Below are 18,160 nucleotides of genomic sequence, written 5' to 3'. Positions count from 1 at the left end.
AAAGGGCATTTATATAAAATAAAAAGTAGAAAAATGAAGAAGATATTGGCGATATGTGTTATTTCGGTGCTATGGGTTTCATGTGGCACAAAAAAGGAAGAACCTATAACCATAACCCCCGAAGAGTTGCATGCCTCGGTTGATAAGGTTACAGAAATCATGATCCATGATATTTTCTCTCCACCTGTCGCCAGCCGTATTTTTGCCTATCCAAATGTAGCAGCTTATGAAATTATGGCGTTGGGAAATGATGATTATCTTTCTCTGGCAGGGCAGTTAAAACAACTGGATTCTATTCCCAAACCGGAAAAAGGCGTTACTATTAATTATCCATTGGCCGCCATGACCGCCCATATGGAATTGAACAAACGCCTAATTTTCTCCGAGGAGAGAATGGAAGTTTTTCGAGATAGCCTCTATGGGGTATGGGAAAATAAAAACCCTACCGTATTTAACGCCTCCAAAATCTACGGCTTAAAAGTGGCGGATCATATAGGAACATGGATGAATAAGGACAATTATGCCCAGACCCGTACCATGCCAAAATTTACGGTGGACACGGATGACCCTACACGCTGGCAACCTACCCCCCCGGCCTATATGGATGGTATAGAGCCACACTGGAACAAAATTCGTCCTTTTGTGATAGATTCTGCTAGCCAATTTAAACCTACCCCACCACCACCGTTCTCTATGGAAGAAAGTTCGGATTTTTACAAGGAATTGAAAGAGGTCTATGACATAAGCTTGCAAATTACCGAAGAGGGCGATGAATCGGAAGAAATAGAAATAGCGCAGTTTTGGGACTGTAATCCTTATGTTTCCGTTACCCGGGGCCATTTGATGTTCGCCACCAAAAAGATAACCCCGGGAGCCCATTGGATAGGTATTACCAAAATTGCTGCCCGGAAGACGGATAGTGATTTTGATAAAACGGTTTACGCGTATACCAAGGCGTCCATCGCCATGGCCGACGCCTTTATCAGCTGTTGGGACGAAAAGTACCGCAGTAACCTCATCCGTCCAGAAACTCTGATCAATCAGCATATTGATGACGATTGGAAACCCGTACTTCAAACTCCCCCATTCCCGGAATATACCAGTGGACATAGTGTGGTATCAGGAGCTGCGGCAACGGCTTTAACCGATATTTTTGGAGATAATTTTGCCTTTGATGATGACACGGAAGTCCCTTATGGGCTTCCCATAAGAAGTTTCAATTCGTTCAACGAGGCGGCCGATGAAGCCGCCATTAGCCGAATGTATGGTGGTATCCATTACAGGGCAGCCGTACAGGTTGGCGTTAAACAAGGGCGTGACCTGGGAAAGTTCGTACTTGACAATTTAAGGATGAAGGCAACCAAGGATTTGGCTGCAAATGATTAGGTTGCTACCTTTCCTATGTATCGTTTTCTTTGTCAGCTGCGCCAACTACGGCCAACTCACCTTTATAACGAAGCTTCCCAAGAAATTGAATGAAAATTCAGGAATCGCTACATTTTCCGATTCAACCATTTGGCTGATTGAGGATGGTGGCAACCCAGATGAAATCTATCAAGTAGATTTTAAAGGAACCCTCTTAAAAAAATTAAAGGTCAAAAATGCCAAAAACAAGGATTGGGAAGATTTGGCCAAGGACAAAAAGGGAAATCTCTACATTGGGGATTTCGGAAATAATTCAAATGAACGCAAAGATTTGGTTATCTACAAACTGCCCAACCCGGAAGTAGAGCCAGGTGATAAAATCGATGCGGAACAGATTAGATTCCACTACCCCGAACAAAAAAAGTTTCCTCCAAAAAAAGCAAGGATGTATTATGATACAGAGGCTTTTTTTCATTATGGCAATTTCCTTTATATCATTACTAAAAATAGGGCCGAACCATTTCCTGGCACAGCACTATTGTACAAAATACCCGACCATCCCGGGAAACATAAGGCCATTTTTATGGGCACTTTCAAAACTTGTGATGACTGGAAAACCTGCCAGATTACCTCGGCGGATATTTCTCCCGATGAAAAGACCATAGTGCTCTTGAGCTATGGAAAACTATGGAAACTCACCGATTTTACGGACAATGATTTCCTACAGGGAACTTCCATGGAAATTGACTTGGGTGCGCGTTCCCAATTAGAGGCCGTAAGTTTTAAGAATGATTCCACGCTTTTAATTTCCGATGAAAAACGAGGGACTACCGGAAGGAATTTGTATTCATTTCCCATAAATTAATCAGCTCCTAGAAACCGAAACCTACACCAAAGGTAAACCGTGGGCCATCCTTACTATTGAACAAAGCCGTTCGGAAAGAAAAAATATCGGCGGCATTGGCAAAAAATCCAAGACCATAGGAGGTATGCCATGTATCGGAGTCCTGGTCGGGCTGCCAGACCCTGCCATAATCAAATCCCGCATACATACCTAAGGCAGTGGGCACAATTCCTGTACGCATTTTACGAAAACTATAGCGAATATCCGTATTTTGATAATAGGCTTTTTTGCCCGTAAATCTTTGATTCCGAAATCCTCGAAGCCCGTCTACACCACCTATGCTAGCAGCTTGGTAAAATTCATAGCCATCCCCAATATTGAAGTGGCCCTTCATTTTGGTCCCCAATACCAAACGACCACTGGATACCAGTTTATAAGCTATGGTAAGACTTGGAACTACATATCCAAAACTGCCCGAATTGCTTACATTGCTTCTATATCCCGCCAGAAGTGACGTAGCCATGCCTAAAGTAGGGAACCCGGAATAATCCGCATTGCTAAAAGTATACTCCCCATCTACTCCCACAAAACTATTTTCTGGAATCAGAGTATTCTGAGTGGCAAATTCATTTATAAACCGGTTTTCTGTCTCTTCCACATCTATGGTCTCATAGGTAGCCCCAAAGCGCACTTTGCCACCCAATTGTCCACGCCAGACCAGAGCAGGGGAAAATCGTAAAGTCTGCAATTTTACCCGATTGAAGTCCAACTCGAAATCATCATCAAAATTGGGTGTATCGTTACCAAAGCCAAAAAAGTTGACCGCGAAATTTGGGCTGGTAAAACGCGCGCCCAATTCCAAGTTCCAATTTTCGAATATATGGGCAAACTCTCCTCGATATCCCAGCTCAAAACCGTTTGTGGCAAAATAAAAAGCCGCATTTACCGTATGTTGCTGGGTAAACGGGTTCTGACGAAAGCCATTAAAGGTGTAGGTATCCGTAAAACCTATTTTCATTCCATCATCCGGATTAAAACCTATCGTAGGAATAAACTGGTTTGTACTATTTCTTATTTTTAAAGGCCTATAGGTATTGGTTTCATAATCATTGGTCAATTTTACTTTTGCTCCACGTACTTCTTTTAGCGTATTTTTTTTGCTTTTGTGATCATAGATTGCAACCCGATTTCCATTTTTAATGTCATAAACATCATTATTCTGACCGCCAATGAGCCGTAATCTTATTCTATTGTTGCTTTCACCGGTTACTTCAAAATGATCATCATCATCCAAACCATATATCCAAAGCTCTTTGGTAGTTTCGGCAGAGAACTTTTTGCTAAAAAATAACCGATCCTTCTTTCCGTCGATAATGCGATATACCTTTACCTCCGTTTCGTTGGAACTGGTGCGTGTTATTTGAAACCAATCATCCTTATCCGTACCAATTATAGTTGCATATTTGTTCATGACCTGATAGTACTCCATTGCGGTTTCATCGATTTTAGCGACTCGGGACAGAAGTATCTGTTTTATCTTGCTTATGGTTTCATCCCTTACTTCCTCCGGAAAATACTGAAAAGCCTCGTCGATTACTTTAGCGGTAAGGTTATCCTTTATAAACTTGGCCTGAGCCCTCCATTGTTGTGGATGGGTCTCCGTTAGCACCGCCATATCCAAAACGTAAGTCTTCGGGGATGAATTAAAGCCCTGAACACTTCTGATTTCTTCCTTAAAACCTTCCATTAATCGTAAGCCCGGAATAATACGTGTGGCGAGGCCCATAAAGAGTCCATCTCCCATTATGGAATAGGCCTGATCTCTATCCCGGGGTATAGGTTTGTAAATAATTTTTCCTGTGTCCTTATTCTTAAATTCGGCCCAACGCCATTGATCCACATGACGGTCCCAATCCCCGATTACCATATCAAATAATCGGGCCCTTAGATACATTTCGCTATCCACCTCATATTTTTCGTCATCGCGAAGGTCTTCCAGCATGGCGTCCGTACTTTTAAGTTCATCGGCATAGCCATAACTTTTTAAATCTCCATGCCCATCACCGGCATGCTCCTCTATCATATAAAGTTCATCCCCAAATTCCTCATTAAACCCTTCCAGAGCATCTTGTTTTGGAACATAGTAGAGAACTGGATTGGTATGATAAATGCCAATGGCATCGGATAACGCACCTACAGTAAAAGGGGCATAGGGGTGTGAGCCGGTATAAAAATCCTCCAGTAATTCTACCGTAAAGGTATCCTCTAGATCATCGGTTATATATTGTTCTGTGAACACCATGGCTTGTAGATATAGATCCGCCTGCTTGCGTAAGGCACGCATCACGTATTCTTTTCCGCTTTTATGGCGTAACCGTAGCGATTTGGACTGATTACCACCTCCTTTCCTGACCGGTGTAAGTCCTCCTAAGAGTGTGTCCAAATCTACCGTAGGTGCGGCAACTTTGGTTGCGTAATATTTGCGATAGCGTTCTCCCCAAATAGTCTTAAAGAAACCCGATTTGTCAATCTCTTCTTCAGAATAAACGGAGGCCCTTACCGTATCGGGAAAAGTTTCCGGATAAGTTCTGGCGATAGGTTTTCTGTCCGGAGGTAGAACAGGGGATCCAAATAGAGGTTCCTCATTACCATAATCCCCCACCCCATAGTAAGTAACAAAGGATGAGCCGTCTTCAAAGACTTCCAAAGTAGCATAACCCATGCTTCCCGTGGAGAATTTGCTTCCGTTCAAAAGTCGGGTATTTCCTTTCTTTGCACCGGAGCCACTTACAATTTGGGGGATGCCATTCTCCACAATGTACTGCAAGGTATGCTCATGGCCCGATGCAAATATGACTTTTTCAGAATATTGGGCCAAAGTGATAATTCTATTTCTTAGTTCGATGTACCTTTTGTTCTGTAGGTCCTCTATAGAGGCCCCAGAGGTTTTCCTGAGCAAATTAGCCAAAGACCCCAAAATAGGCAGGGGAAAATTCCCATTGTCAGGATACAATTGTTGGCGAAGGGAAAATTGTCCTCCGTGTGGACCATAACTGAACATGGGATGATGCATTGCTATCAATGTAGTCCGCTGCCTATTACCCTTGATTTCATCCGCTAGTTCCAACAAAAATTTATCCCTACTTTTTATATCACATTTGTCGTTCATGGTCGGGTGTTTGTCCCAATTGGCCAAATACCATTCTGTATCTATTACAATTACTACCAGGTCTTCATTTATTTCAATGGTCTCCAGAGGACATCCATTTTCGGGAAGAAATGGGTCCTTCTGTTCCAACCTTTCCTTTATATAATCTTCTTCACGTTCCAGACCAATTAGGCCCTCGTTATACCAATCGTGGTTGCCTGGAATAAAGAGTGGTCTTCCTTTGTAGTTTTTTAAGGTTTCCAATTGTGCATCCAAATGATTCGCGGCCGTTTTATAGCTCATTGCATCTTTCTTTGGATTGGGTAATCCTGCCGGGTATATATTGTCACCTAAAAATATAGCAGTGCTATTTTTATCCGCTTTATCCAATTTACTTTTAAACATCCGGAGCGCGGGGTTCATATCTCCAATGGGTGACAAACCGGCATCCCCAATCAAATAAAAGGTGTGGGATACTTGTTTATTGGCGGGGGTATTGGACAATCCTGTTCCCTCCAAATATTTTGTTTTGTAGGTTGCACAACTGCTGATGAACAGCAGAAGCAAGATTACTAAGTAATATTTCTTCATAAAGATGTTCTAGAAACTAAATTTTTGTAATTTGTGAAATCCATTAAATCCCTTGGTATGTCGGAAATTCTTGAAAAAACTAAACATTTTGTAACTGATTTGTTGACCAATCAATTGGATTCCGAGTATCTGTACCACAACTTACGTCATACCCAACGAGTTGTTGAAAGTACGCAAGAACTATTGAATTTTTACAATTTAAAAGATAAAGAAAATAATGCACTTGTTCTGGCTGCTTGGCTTCATGATACCGGATACACAAAAGGTACTGAGAATCATGAAGAGGCAAGTTGTTCCATAGCCAAGGAATTTTTAGAATCAGAGGGGTTTGATAACAGATTAATACAGGATGTTTCCGCATTGATTATGGCCACAAAACGCTTTTATCAGCCTCAAACCCTTTCCGAAGAAATCATTAGGGATGCGGATTCGTCCCATCTTGGGCAAAAGAGCTATTTGCAAACCTCGGAATTGCTCCGCGAGGAATTGGCAAAATTGGGCATAGCGGAATACTCGTTCAAAGAATGGCAAGAGGCCAATGTAAAAATGTTTCGGTCCGAACACAGATTCTATACGGACTATGCCAAAGAAAACTGGCAGGACCGCAAAGACAAAAATTTGGCCGATATTCTAAAAAATAAAAAAGAGGATAGAAAGCTTTTAAAAAAGGAACAACTTAAGGCACAGCTTAAAAACCAGAGTCCGGAACGTGGCATACAGACACTGTTTAGGGTTACCATGCGCAATCATTTAAAACTAAGTGACATTGCGGACACCAAGGCCAATATATTGTTATCCGTTAATGCGATTATCATTTCACTGGTCCTGGCCAATCTTATTCCCAAACTGGACAATCCCTCCAATGATTACCTTATTTATCCTACGGTTATTTTTATCATATTCAGTGTGATTTCCATGATACTCTCAATTTTAGCCACACGGCCCAACGTTACTCGTGGCGAGTTTACTAAAGAAGATGTTAAGGAGCAAAAGGTAAATCTTCTCTTTTTTGGAAACTTTCATAAAATGAAGCTTCCGGAATATGAATGGGCTATTCAAGAATTGATCAAAGACCAAGTTTATGTATATAAGTCACTGACCAAAGATCTTTACTTTTTAGGAAAGGTCTTGGATAAAAAATACAGGATTCTACGTTTAACCTATACCATTTTTATGATAGGAATGGTACTCTCTGTAATTGCCTTTGGAATAGCCTTTAAATTTTTTGGGCCAGAAAGAGTTTTGGAGTTGCCTCAACCTTAGGAATTCAATTCTTCCATAAGGTCATCATAGGTATATGTTTTTTCGGATGCAGTTTTTGCGTCCTTGGTCTTATACAAAATATTGGCTCTAATTGCCTTAAGACCTGATACCCCTTGCAAACCTTCCAACTCTACAATTTCTACCTTGCCATCAAAATAGCCCTTGGATTTTAAGTATTTGACATACCTCAAATATTCCAGCTCATCTTTCTTTTGAGAATATACGATGACCATTTTTCCAGGTTGCGTAAGACGTTCATTAGTGCCCTTTACAAATGATTTATCGATGCGTTTTTTAATGATTTCATAACGGGCGTTGTAGGTTCCATCTACATCAAACCGTTTTTCGTCCATGCGAAAACGAATGGACAAAGAAGTATTGTACACTAATATGAGCGAAGCCACATCCAACGGAACCGGAAGATGAGGTTTTAGATTGTAATGTGTGTTTTCCATTTCGCACATTACTTGTAACTGCCACAACCTAAGATTATTGAGATAAAGAGGGTCAAAATCCTGATCCCCCACAATGGAATCACCGATATACATATTGTGCTCTACACCATCCGTTTTATATCGCTCAAAATAATGTGGAAACATAGCCTGGGCGTCTTCCTGCTTCCTATCCATTACGGCTACCAATTCCTGATTAATCTCCATTACGGTTTCATCATAGTTCCTCCGATGATCATAATAGGATTCGGTCCCCTTGTCGATTTTGGCCTCATAAGCGGATATTAAATTCGTCAGGGTACTATCCGCTTGTTTTAAGTGGTTAAAAACAGGAACGATTTCTTCCTTTACAAAATTGAAAATCGCCTGTTCGCTGTTAGTATGGAGTACATCTCGTATGGCGTCTATATGATTGTTTACCCTGAACATAAGTTCTTCATAAATGGGTAATTTGTTTAGTTTAAAAGCCTCGGCTAAAACATCATTGATTTCCGAGAGCTGTATCATCAAATCCCGCTGAATGGCCGTATTTCTGGCCTGGGAGGAATTCTTGATATCTATTTGACCATATAACGGATGAACATCCTTAAAGACAATTTCCTTGAAAGAGGGTTGTCCTCCCTCCAAGTTATCTTTAATAAAATGTTTGGCCTCTTCCCTAAAACGCCAGTACACCGATTCATGAACCGAAGTGCATTCGTGCTGGATAATTGCGTCTATCAAATTTTCTTCCTCGGCCTTGGAGCGTTGCACAGCGGATACTATATAGGGCATAACATCCTCCAATTTGGTGGCGTTGACACTATTAAGCTCATTTACTTTCTTGGAAACCAGTTCTAGCACTCCAAGTAACTTTCCATTTTCGGCAATGGGTGCAAAAATGGCACTCTTTATTCCTTGCTCCTTCAGATTTTTATAGGGATTAATGCCTCCAGAGAGCTTGTAATACTTATCTACATTGGAAATGGAAAAATACTCGTTGTCCTTCAATAATTTACTATAAGAGCCTTGGCATAAGGCAGCATCACAGGCCTCTATTTCAGAATCGTTTAAAATAAAACTGTTCATCCCCTTTCCATAGACCTTCTCGAACTGATTCGTTTCCGGATTGTAGGCCACGAACCCTACCCTGATTTTCGGAAGGTTGAAAAAAGATTGAAAGGTCTCTTGGAGCTCTTCCATAAAGTTATCGCTACCTCTTTTATCACTAGCGATAAGACCCGATTTTATTTCGGAAATGGAGTGCTCAACCGTTACATCGAACATGTTGGATATTACAAAGCCCTTGGATATGAAGCTATTGGGAGGAATTTTCTCTTTCCAGATTTCAGGATTATCAAAATTTTCCAGAAGCTCATCCACGTCCTCCTGGGTCAAGTCCTTGGCTTTATCCGTGGGATATATTTCAAAAAAATCGGCATTATATAAAATTCGGTAATGCCGCATTACCCCATTGGCATCCGGGATGTCATAGAAGAACGGTCTTTTGAAATCCAGGGGGAAACCGTAATGGAAATTTAGGATAACGGTACAGGCAACAATGTACATTTGGTCTTCGGGCATATTGCGCATCTCAGGGACAAAATCCTTCCCGGCGTTTTCCAATATTTTTTGAAACCGTCTTGAGGAGTTAAAGACCACATTATCAAAGGGTATTGAGGCCGCTTTGATTTCATTGTCCGTTAGGACTTCGGAAAAGGCATCCTCTAGAATGATTCGTATAACCTTTTCATGTTTTTTTAAAAGAGAGACATCTGCAAATCCATCACGAAGTTCCGGATAGGGAGCCTGTGCCTCTAGGACGCGTTTTGCCTTGGCAACCAAAAACTCGTCATCGCTTTCGAGCATAGCATCGTACTGCTTCAACAATTTGTTAAAACTGATCAGCTGGATAAAAGGCGACTCTACATTTCTGTTGTCCTTCATGCCCATGTTAGTCGTTTAAGAGGGGGTAAAGTTACAAAAGAAAAAATGGAATATTGTTAACGTATTCTTTAAGCGTTTCATCGCTTTTTTTGGATATTTATAGAAAATAATAGAATGTCTTCCAATTTTCGGTTAACCAGAGCCTACCAAAATGCCAGAATTGTTCCTTTTGATGATAATTCCAAATTTATTCTCTTCAGTGATTGTCATCGGGGGGATAACAGTTTTGCGGATGACTTTGCCAACAACCGGAATATTTATTTCCATGCGTTAAGGCATTACTTCAATGAGGGTTTTGAGTACTGCGAACTTGGTGATGGGGACGAGCTCTGGGAAAATATACATTTTGAATCCATCTTTGAGGCCCACAAAAATGTTTTTAAGCTACTGCGCCAATTTCATCTGGAAAATCGTTTGCATATGATTTGGGGAAACCATGATATGGTCTATAAAGACCCTCAATATGTAAAGAAACATCTGTCCAGCTATTTTGAACCTATTGATGATAAGGACAAGGAGCTTTTTGAGGGTATCACATATAATGAAGCCATTGTCCTAAAACATCGGGAAACCCAACAAGAACTTTTTTTGACCCATGGCCACCAAGCGGATTGGTGGAACTATACTTTTTGGCGTTGGGGCAGATTTTTGGTCCGGGTACTCTGGAAACCTTTGCAGGTATGGGGTATTGCAGACCCCACAAGCCCAGCAAAAAACTATAAGGAACTGCGAAAGGTAGAAAGACGGATCAAAAAATGGATACTGCGGAACAAATTATTGATTACAATTGCGGGGCATACCCATAGACCGCGTTTTCCTGAACCTGGGGATATTCCTTTTTTTAACGATGGTAGCTGTGTACATCCGAGAAGTATAACCGGAATTGAAATTGAAAATGGAAAAATAGCCCTTATAAAATGGCAAATTGCCACCCGTGAAGATGGCACTTTGCAAATTGTACGATTATTATTGGAAGGGCCCCAAAAGCTCGCCGATTATCAGATCGCCTAAGACTAGGGCCCTTCCATAAGGCTAGTTGGTTCGCAATACAAAGTTTACGGGGATACTATACGGAACCTTAACAGCTCGGCCTCTTTGCATACCCGGTGTCATTTGAGGAAGGGATGCTATAATACGGCTAGCTTCTTTTTCCAAATTGGAATCCGGACCACGTGTCCTTACACCGGTAATATACCCTTTGGTGTCTATGACAAACTGAACGAACACCCTACCTTGAATTCCAAGTTCAGCGGCAGTAGCTGGATACTTGAACTGCTTAATAACATGCTCCTGTATTTTCTTTTGGAAACAGGCCTTTCGTTCTTCATTGGTGCTCATATTCTCGCAACCGGGAAAAATCGGTACATTTTCTATGACGGCAAAGGGAACCGTAATCTCCTCTTCCTCCTCGCCAACGGCAACGTCATCAACCTCAATGACCGCATCGATTACGGTCTCTTGGTTTATCTCCGTACTTTCAATAACCGTTTCCTCTATTTCCTCAGTATCCTCAACTACTTCAATAATTTCCGGTGCAGATGGTGGAGGAGGAGGGGGAGGGGTTTTGATCTGTTCTGTTTGTGGTACATTTTCCTTTATGTCGTCCACCACATTCATGGCTTCTACAACATAATCATCGGTCTCATACGTCTTGTACTCCAGGGCCCTCCAAGTAAGGAAAAGGACTATGGTAAGGCCTATTACGAAAAAAAGGCCACTATCCTTATTTAAATCTGCTTTTGGGTTTTTTTTAGGTCTCATCTTAAAAAAATTTAGCGTTAAAAATAAATACAACCCATACTTTATAAAATCAGGTCAATCCAGGATAAATGTGCATTGGGTTTTTATAAATTGCACTTTGGATAATGCCCTTATCCTAGAGAATGGTTCTTTTGTTTATTAGTATAAATGTAAAATCTTGAACGCGGAAAAAACATGACAAATATCATGTCCGTAATTTTGATAGTTTTTTTTTGATAAATCATCATTTACAGGTCTGTTAATCCCGCAAATAATGACAATAATGTATTTTTTCAATCCGGCAAATACAGAAGCAAACCAAACGATGTAGCGCATTTCAAAGCCTTGGAATCGGAAACCAAAAAACCCCGATCAAATTGATCGGGGTTTTCTAGGAATAAAACAGTAGGGCCGCTATGAGACCTTTACCCTTCTATCTTATCCATTTGCATTTGTTGCATTTCCAAAAACTTAGGAACATTCTCTGCGGTGGTATTGGCTAGAAGTGCCTGGTCAAAGTCAATACCTTCAATAGGCTTAAGTATTTCCTTTTCCCGGTCCCATTCGATTCTTCTTCCCAATTTATAGGAAAGTCCTGCCATATGCGAAGAAATAGCCTCTTCGAAACCTTCATCTATTCCACAACTCAATTTGCCTCCATTTTTGGCGGCACTTAGCCATTCCCGCATGTGAAGGAATGTTGAATCTACACGAGCTCCGTTGATATAGGTCCACATAAGTCCTTTGTCCGCAAAATACTGTGAGGTAGCCGAAGCCACGGCATCCGGGGAGTTTGCTCCTGGATTGTACTGATAAATAGGTACGTTTGGACTCATTTTACCTTCCTCGATCATATCGGCATATCGTGTAGATCTACCATCTGGCCAAACCGTCAATCGGTTACCGAGCTCCATGGTACCATCATGGCCCATAAGAATGGTGGGGCGGTTAAAGCCATTGCCCAAGGTTGCACTGTACACAAAGGTCATTCCCTTCTCCTTGCCTTCTTTTTGGCTACTGCCTGTTGAGTAATTCGGAAATTCCATGTTTACTTGTAATACGTCCGGTACGTTGCGTCCGTCATTATGGGTATAGATTCCTCCGGAAGTCATTACCGAATCTGGGATTCCCATTTCCAAAACACAATTCAGACGATCATAATCATGGGACAACAAGTCACCGGAAAGTCCTGAACCGTAAGCCCACCATTTACGCCATCTAAAGAAGTGATTTTTGTTGAAAGGAACTTTAGGGGCAGACCCTAAGAACATATCCCAATCAATGGTTTGTGGACTGGCATCTTCATGAATGTGATACATCCAGGCTCCGTTATCATCATTTCGGTTGGTATTGGTTTGAATCAAGGATACATGTCCAAGAGTTCCTTTATTGAGGATATCCTTGGCCGTCTGGAAACTTAAGGTCTGCCTATGTTGATGACCTACCTGCAAAACGGCTTTTGATTTCCTGGCCGCGTCCCGTAATCGATAGGTCTCCTCAACGGTATGCGTCATAGGTTTCTCAATATATACATGTATATTGTTTTCCAAGGCATCTATGGCCATTGGTGCATGCCAATGATCTGGAGTGGCTATTACTACGGCATCTACCTCTCCACTGCGAATCATCTCCTGATGCGTACGATATCTCTTTATCTTGTTATCGTCCGTAGTAAACGAATCCAATGCAAGGTTTGCCCGATAATCAAAAATATCGCAAACTCCGGTTAATTTTATGTTCAGTTTTTCTTGTGCCATAAAATCTTTAAGGGCGGAATGTTTTGGATTTTCCTCAGCGGCCAATTTCATATCCTCTTTCCATTTTTTGGTAGCAAAGCCAAGTGCACGGCACAATTGCTGGCCTCGAATACCAAAACCGATAATCCCCACTCGTACCGGGTCACCACCAATACCGGGTACCGCTTCCGGCAAGGAGGGTTGTATGTTCAATTGTTCCAATATGGCGGAACGTTCCTTTTTCTTGGAAACTGTATTGGCGGCACCTGCCCACCAAACGGCACCTAGTATCGGAATACCCCCTAGACCTTTAAGCGCGTCTCTTCTTGTCCATTTCATGATAATTCGGTTTTAGTTATTTCCTTATTTTTTTTGAGAATTCCACTCAATCCAAAAAACTGCCCTGTAGGAACTTGATAAAGTACAAAACAGGCCATAAGTTCTATAAGATTTTTGTTTACAAACCAGTAACTTCCTTCAACATTTAATTGGGTAACCCATGGAAACGAAGGATGGGCAAGATAATATAAAGCCAATAGGAACATCCCGACCAAGGCTCCCCATTTCTCCCAGATTCCTAAAACTAGGGTAATGCCCACAAAAATCAAGGCCATTACATTCAACCAATCCGCGATGCCTATCAAGGAATCGTTAGTGATTGCCACAAAAAGTGGTCTAAAAGGTCCTTGCGCCGATGCCAAATACCCGAAGGAGGTCCAATCAGGATTATATAATTTAATAATCCCCTCATACAAAAAATGCCACCCGATAAAAAGTCGCAATAGTACGAGTCCATTTCTCAAGTGTTTTTCATTTCGAATTGTTATCATACGATTAGATATTTTGGTTATACTAGTCTGTGCTGGAAATAAGCGCTAAAAGCTCAAAACACCAAGCCCCATAGTGTGCTCGATAATTTTCAAAGCTACGCCCGTATTGCTTGAGTTTTTATGATATTTATCATGTCCATAAATTTCGGACTAAATTTTTAAACAATTGCTATTCTTTCCTGTTTTTTAAAGGGTATCTCACAAAATATAGGCGAAATTGACACTATTGTCACACATCTCTTTAAAAAAATATAAGCTGCTTCATTCGGATAGCTTAAATCGTTACTTTTAGACCTAACCTAAATGCGTAGGATATGTTAAGAAAGTATTCCATTTTGGCGATGATTTTCATGTTCTACTTTATCACGTGTACGGCCCAGAGAAAACTACTCTACAAACAAATCGATACCACACGGTTATTCGTTGAAATCTATGCACCTGAAAATATTAAGGCAAAGAACAAATATCCTGCCCTGGTCTTCTTTTTTGGAGGAGGATGGAAAGGTGGCGACCGATACCACTTTTTGAATCATGCCCGGTACTTTTCGCAAAGGGGCCTTATCTGCTTCTTGGTGGATTATCGAACGGAGAGCAAGCACGGCACCACACCTTTTGAGTCATTGAAGGACGCTAAATCTTCCCTAAGGTTTATCCGTAAAAATGCTTCTGAATTTGGTATTGATCCCTCAAAAATAATTGCAGCCGGAGGTTCGGCCGGTGGCCATTTGGCCGCTGCTACCGCATTGATAGAAAAGTATAACGAAGAAACCGATGATATGTCCATTAGCTGTGTTCCCAATGCATTGGCACTTTTTAATCCGGTTATAGATAACGGTCCAGGAGGCTATGGGTATGAAAGAATCGGAACGGCCTACAAGGACTTTTCCCCGCTCCATAACATAAAAAAAGGAGCCCCACCAACGATATTATTTCTGGGTACCAACGACCAGCTTATTCCCGTGGAAACTGCCCAATATTATAAAACCGTTATGGAAAAAGTAGGAAGTAATTGTATGCTGAAACTTTATGAAGGGGAAGGTCATGGGTTTTTTAACTATAGAAATCTTCATCTATACAAGGAAACGGTTTTGGAAACGGATCTATTCTTACAGTCCTTGGGTTATTTGGGGCAAAATCCGGTAATTGAAATTGAATAGGTATAATGCTTCAATGTAGCCAATGATATCATGTAGGTTTTCCGTTTTTCTTACCGTATTTCTATTTTTTGGCAACCTGCTTCTCTCTCAGGACACCCTGGATTTAAGAAATACCAAAATAAATGGTTATCGGGGTATTTGGTTTGAACTGAACCAAAAATATACCTATGGCGATAAATACTCGGGAGGTCTGGGCACCTATACCGCAAAGCACATTCCACTGGCGGTCTATTCCCCAAAAGCTGATAAAACCTTTTTCGTATATGGTGGCACGCCCAGCGAGGATAAAAGACATTTACTTTGTATGATCGGCTCTTTTGACCATAAGACCTTAACGGTAAACAAACCCACGGTAGTCTATGACAAAATGGACGTGGACGACCCGCATGACAATCCTGTAATTTACATGGGTGATGATGATCATATTTGGGTATTTGTCAGTGGTCGTGGAACAAAACGTAAAGGCATTAAGTTGCGAAGTACAGAGCCCTTGTCTATCGAAAAGTTCGAAATGGTAGCTGAAGAAGAATTCACCTATCCACAGGTATGGCATACGGATACAGGATTTTTTCATTTTTTTACCAAATACACCGGCGTCCGAGAACTCTATTTTGAAACCAGCACCAACGGAACGGAATGGTCCCCTACCCAAAAACTGGCTGGAATCCCATCCGGTGAAAATAACCGTAGCGGTCATTATCAGGTCAGCAGTTCCTTCAAAGGAGGTGAAAAACTCGCTACTTTTTTTAACCGTCACAATAATGGCCATCCTGATGCCCGAACAGACCTATACTACCTTCAAAGTGAGGACAATGGAAAAACCTGGACCACGGTTCAGCAATATACCCTTTTGCTTCCCATTCATAGTATTGACAGCCCCGCCAGGGTAATAGATTATGACTCCCAGAAGAAAAATGTCTACTTAAAGGATATGCGGTTTGATCAAAACGGTCATCCTATTCTGTTATATATAACCAGTAATGGCCACGAGCCCGGACCCAAAAACAGGCCCTATGAATGGCGCATTACTAAGTGGACGGGCAAAAACTGGGAAACGACCGTAGTGTGCAGTTCCGATCATAATTATGATATGGGCAGTCTGTATCTCGAAAAGGATAGCTGGAAAATAGTGGGCCCTACGGAACCAGGTCCCCAAAAGTATGGCACTGGCGGGGAGATTGCCGTCTGGATATCAAGGGATAAAGGAGAACATTGGAAAAAGGAAAAACAAATCACCAGTTCCAGTCCATGGAACCACTCCTATGTTCGAAGGCCTATACGGGCAAAAGCACCCTTCCAGTTCTTTTGGGCGAATGGAGATCCTCAAAAATTCGGTAAGTCCGAGCTTTTCTTTGGGGATTTTAATGGTACTATTTATAAATTACCCTATACCATGAATGCCAATACTGAAAAGCCCATAAAATCTCATAATTAATAAAAGTCATTTTTTATCCTCGTCCCTATTTCATTTGATTGGCGTAATTTCTATTTTTGATCTTAACCTTACCTATTAATGGATAGAAGACGATTTTTAGCCCATTCCTCCATCGTTCTTATGGGCAGCTCCTTTTTGGGTTGCCTTTCCAACAGTAGACCTACGCTTAAAAAAAATCAAGTAATCGGCTGTTTAGGTGATAGTATTACCTACGGGAACAAGCAAGGTTATGTGGAATTGTTACAAAAACACTACACAGCGAACCACCCGGAAATGAGCCTTAAATTCGGGAATTGGGGCAAAAGTAGTGAAACCGTTACCGGCCTTACGGAAGAACACCATCCCGGCCCCAGACCCTACCTGTTTGAACGCCTGGATACCCTATTGGATAATGAGCCGGTGGATATCATCACCTTTTGTTATGGCATTAACTGTGGCATTTATGGCCCTCCTTCCCAAGCACTTTTTGATAGCTACAAAACCGGCATTTACACCTTTTTGGAAAAAATAAAACAAAGGAATATTACGGCCATACTTTTAACCCCTCCCCCTTTGGTCCTGGATGTTGCTCCTATTTCTCCCAACACGCAGGAAACCAGCTATGGGTATCGGAATCCATATCCAAAATACGACGAGGAAGTACTCCAGGAGTTTAAGAAAATTGTTTTGGATTTCCATCATGGATCGGTCATGGGCGTAGTGGATATTAACACCCCCCTATACAAAAATAGGGCAGATTGCTATGATACGGACCCCATTCATCCCAATACAAAAGGACACCGATTGATAGCCGATACGGTCATCGAATATTTTGGAATTTAACACCGCTTTAAGCCCCTATGGCAGGGTATTTGTTATCTTTATTTCGTATTTATCGAGGATAGTACTATGCAGCTAAAACCGATTTTTGTACTGTGTTTCCTTGGGTTGGCTTCTTCTTTAATGTATGCCCAAACGGATATTCCTACCCAAAAACCACTGAAAATTGAAGCAGCGAACAAAATAGACCCCATTGGAAAGCCCAGTCAGAGCAGTATACTCAATATTCCTTCCATTATAGACGACAAGCCGGAATCAAACCTTATGGATTCCCTATCAAATAACCCGGTAAAAATGTTGCCGGATCGGGAACTGGTTCAAGCTGGGCATGGGATGAAAATAGATCCCAAAGTAGGCCCAAGAAAACCAAAGGAGGGTTCCAAGGAACATTTTGGAGATATGTACATGGGCGATGTAAAAAGTAACGGAAAATTTGTAGGTGTTATCTGCAGAGACCACGAATTCGTAGATGGTGATCGAGTCAAGATTTACCTGAACGACCAAGTGATAGACCCTAATGTATTACTTACCGGCTCCTTTAAAGGAGTAAACATAGACTTGCAAAAGGGTTTCAACAAATTGGATTTTGAAGCGCTAAACGTAGGTTCGTCACCACCAAATACGGCACAGGTGGATGTATATGACGATCAAGGACAATTGATTTATTCCAATAAATGGTTACTGTCCGCCGGCTCCAAAGCAACGCTTATTATCACGAAAGAGTAGAACGGTCCATAGTTGGCAATCAATCCTTTGCTTTGGTTAAATTTCCAAATCACAAATATCAAATTCCAAGAGTCAAATCTTCAAATCAAACATTTTCAAATTGTTACACTAAACACCATAGGCACATT

The 18,160-nt window shown here is 41.3% G+C and carries 13 protein-coding genes; 8 read left to right on the top strand and 5 right to left on the bottom strand.

Annotation, left to right across the window (positions count from 1 at the left end):
* The first annotated feature begins 33 nt into the window (after positions 1 to 33).
* Together D7Z94_RS05345 and D7Z94_RS05340 are read left to right on the top strand one after the other, a co-directional pair.
* Entirely contained in the window at positions 34 to 1,386 is a 1,353-nt protein-coding gene (locus D7Z94_RS05345) for a vanadium-dependent haloperoxidase (RefSeq protein WP_120710463.1), read from the top strand.
* Positions 1,379 to 2,230, top strand: a complete 852-nt coding sequence (locus D7Z94_RS05340; protein ID WP_120710462.1) for an NHL repeat-containing protein — start codon at positions 1,379 to 1,381, stop codon at positions 2,228 to 2,230. Before D7Z94_RS05345 ends, D7Z94_RS05340 begins: the two co-directional genes overlap by 8 nt.
* A 7-nt stretch (positions 2,231 to 2,237) precedes the next feature.
* Here D7Z94_RS05340 and D7Z94_RS05335 read toward each other — a convergent pair whose 3' ends face one another.
* Positions 2,238 to 5,948: a ShlB/FhaC/HecB family hemolysin secretion/activation protein gene (locus D7Z94_RS05335; RefSeq protein ID WP_120710461.1), complete on the bottom strand. Its 3,711-nt coding sequence runs from the start codon at positions 5,946 to 5,948 to the stop codon at positions 2,238 to 2,240.
* Positions 5,949 to 6,005: 57 nt separating this feature from the next.
* Between D7Z94_RS05335 and D7Z94_RS05330 the strand changes: the two genes are divergently transcribed.
* Positions 6,006 to 7,211, top strand: a complete 1,206-nt coding sequence (locus D7Z94_RS05330) for a Pycsar system effector family protein (RefSeq protein WP_120710460.1) — start codon at positions 6,006 to 6,008, stop codon at positions 7,209 to 7,211.
* On the opposite strand, the gene D7Z94_RS05325 is transcribed toward D7Z94_RS05330, so the two are convergent.
* Positions 7,208 to 9,589, bottom strand: coding sequence for a GAF domain-containing protein (locus tag D7Z94_RS05325; RefSeq protein WP_120710884.1), 2,382 nt, complete (start codon positions 9,587 to 9,589; stop codon positions 7,208 to 7,210). The two genes, D7Z94_RS05330 and D7Z94_RS05325, sit on opposite strands and share 4 nt — an antisense overlap.
* 114 nt (positions 9,590 to 9,703) lie before the next feature.
* Here D7Z94_RS05325 and D7Z94_RS05320 point away from each other — a divergent pair, with 114 nt between their 5' ends.
* Positions 9,704 to 10,600, top strand: coding sequence for a metallophosphoesterase (locus tag D7Z94_RS05320; RefSeq protein ID WP_120710459.1), 897 nt, complete (start codon positions 9,704 to 9,706; stop codon positions 10,598 to 10,600).
* 21 nt (positions 10,601 to 10,621) lie between these two features.
* Here D7Z94_RS05320 and D7Z94_RS05315 read toward each other — a convergent pair whose 3' ends face one another.
* From D7Z94_RS05315 to D7Z94_RS05305, 3 genes are all read right to left on the bottom strand, one after another.
* The gene (locus tag D7Z94_RS05315; protein WP_120710458.1) at positions 10,622 to 11,350 is read right to left on the bottom strand and encodes an energy transducer TonB; all 729 of its coding nucleotides are present in this window, start codon (positions 11,348 to 11,350) and stop codon (positions 10,622 to 10,624) included.
* Between the two features lie 404 nt (positions 11,351 to 11,754).
* Positions 11,755 to 13,404, bottom strand: coding sequence for a Gfo/Idh/MocA family protein (locus D7Z94_RS05310; RefSeq protein WP_120710457.1), 1,650 nt, complete (start codon positions 13,402 to 13,404; stop codon positions 11,755 to 11,757).
* Positions 13,401 to 13,895 carry a DoxX family protein gene (locus D7Z94_RS05305; RefSeq protein ID WP_120710456.1) on the bottom strand — a complete coding sequence of 165 codons (495 nt, stop codon included), beginning with the start codon at positions 13,893 to 13,895 and terminating at the stop codon, positions 13,401 to 13,403. The genes D7Z94_RS05310 and D7Z94_RS05305 overlap by 4 nt, the downstream gene beginning before the upstream one ends.
* A 314-nt stretch (positions 13,896 to 14,209) precedes the next feature.
* Between D7Z94_RS05305 and D7Z94_RS05300 the strand changes: the two genes are divergently transcribed.
* The 4 genes from D7Z94_RS05300 to D7Z94_RS05285 all read left to right on the top strand — a co-directional run bounded on the left by D7Z94_RS05300 (position 14,210) and on the right by D7Z94_RS05285 (position 18,032).
* Complete coding sequence (locus D7Z94_RS05300) at positions 14,210 to 15,052, top strand: alpha/beta hydrolase (RefSeq protein WP_120710455.1); 843 nt, start codon at positions 14,210 to 14,212, stop codon at positions 15,050 to 15,052.
* A 22-nt stretch (positions 15,053 to 15,074) separates the two neighbouring features.
* Positions 15,075 to 16,487 (top strand): BNR-4 repeat-containing protein, encoded by a 1,413-nt coding sequence (locus D7Z94_RS05295; RefSeq protein WP_120710454.1) that lies wholly within the window; start codon positions 15,075 to 15,077, stop codon positions 16,485 to 16,487.
* A gap of 78 nt (positions 16,488 to 16,565) precedes the next feature.
* Complete coding sequence (locus D7Z94_RS05290; RefSeq protein WP_120710453.1) at positions 16,566 to 17,309, top strand: SGNH/GDSL hydrolase family protein; 744 nt, start codon at positions 16,566 to 16,568, stop codon at positions 17,307 to 17,309.
* A 66-nt stretch (positions 17,310 to 17,375) separates the two neighbouring features.
* The gene (locus tag D7Z94_RS05285; RefSeq protein WP_120710452.1) at positions 17,376 to 18,032 is read left to right on the top strand and encodes a hypothetical protein; all 657 of its coding nucleotides are present in this window, start codon (positions 17,376 to 17,378) and stop codon (positions 18,030 to 18,032) included.
* Positions 18,033 to 18,160 lie beyond the last annotated feature (128 nt).

It is taken from the genome of Ulvibacterium marinum (assembly GCF_003626755.1).
GTDB lineage: Bacteria > Bacteroidota > Bacteroidia > Flavobacteriales > Flavobacteriaceae > Ulvibacterium > Ulvibacterium marinum.
Note: the sequence above shows the minus strand (reverse complement) of the source record. Positions and strands in the feature narration are given on the sequence as shown.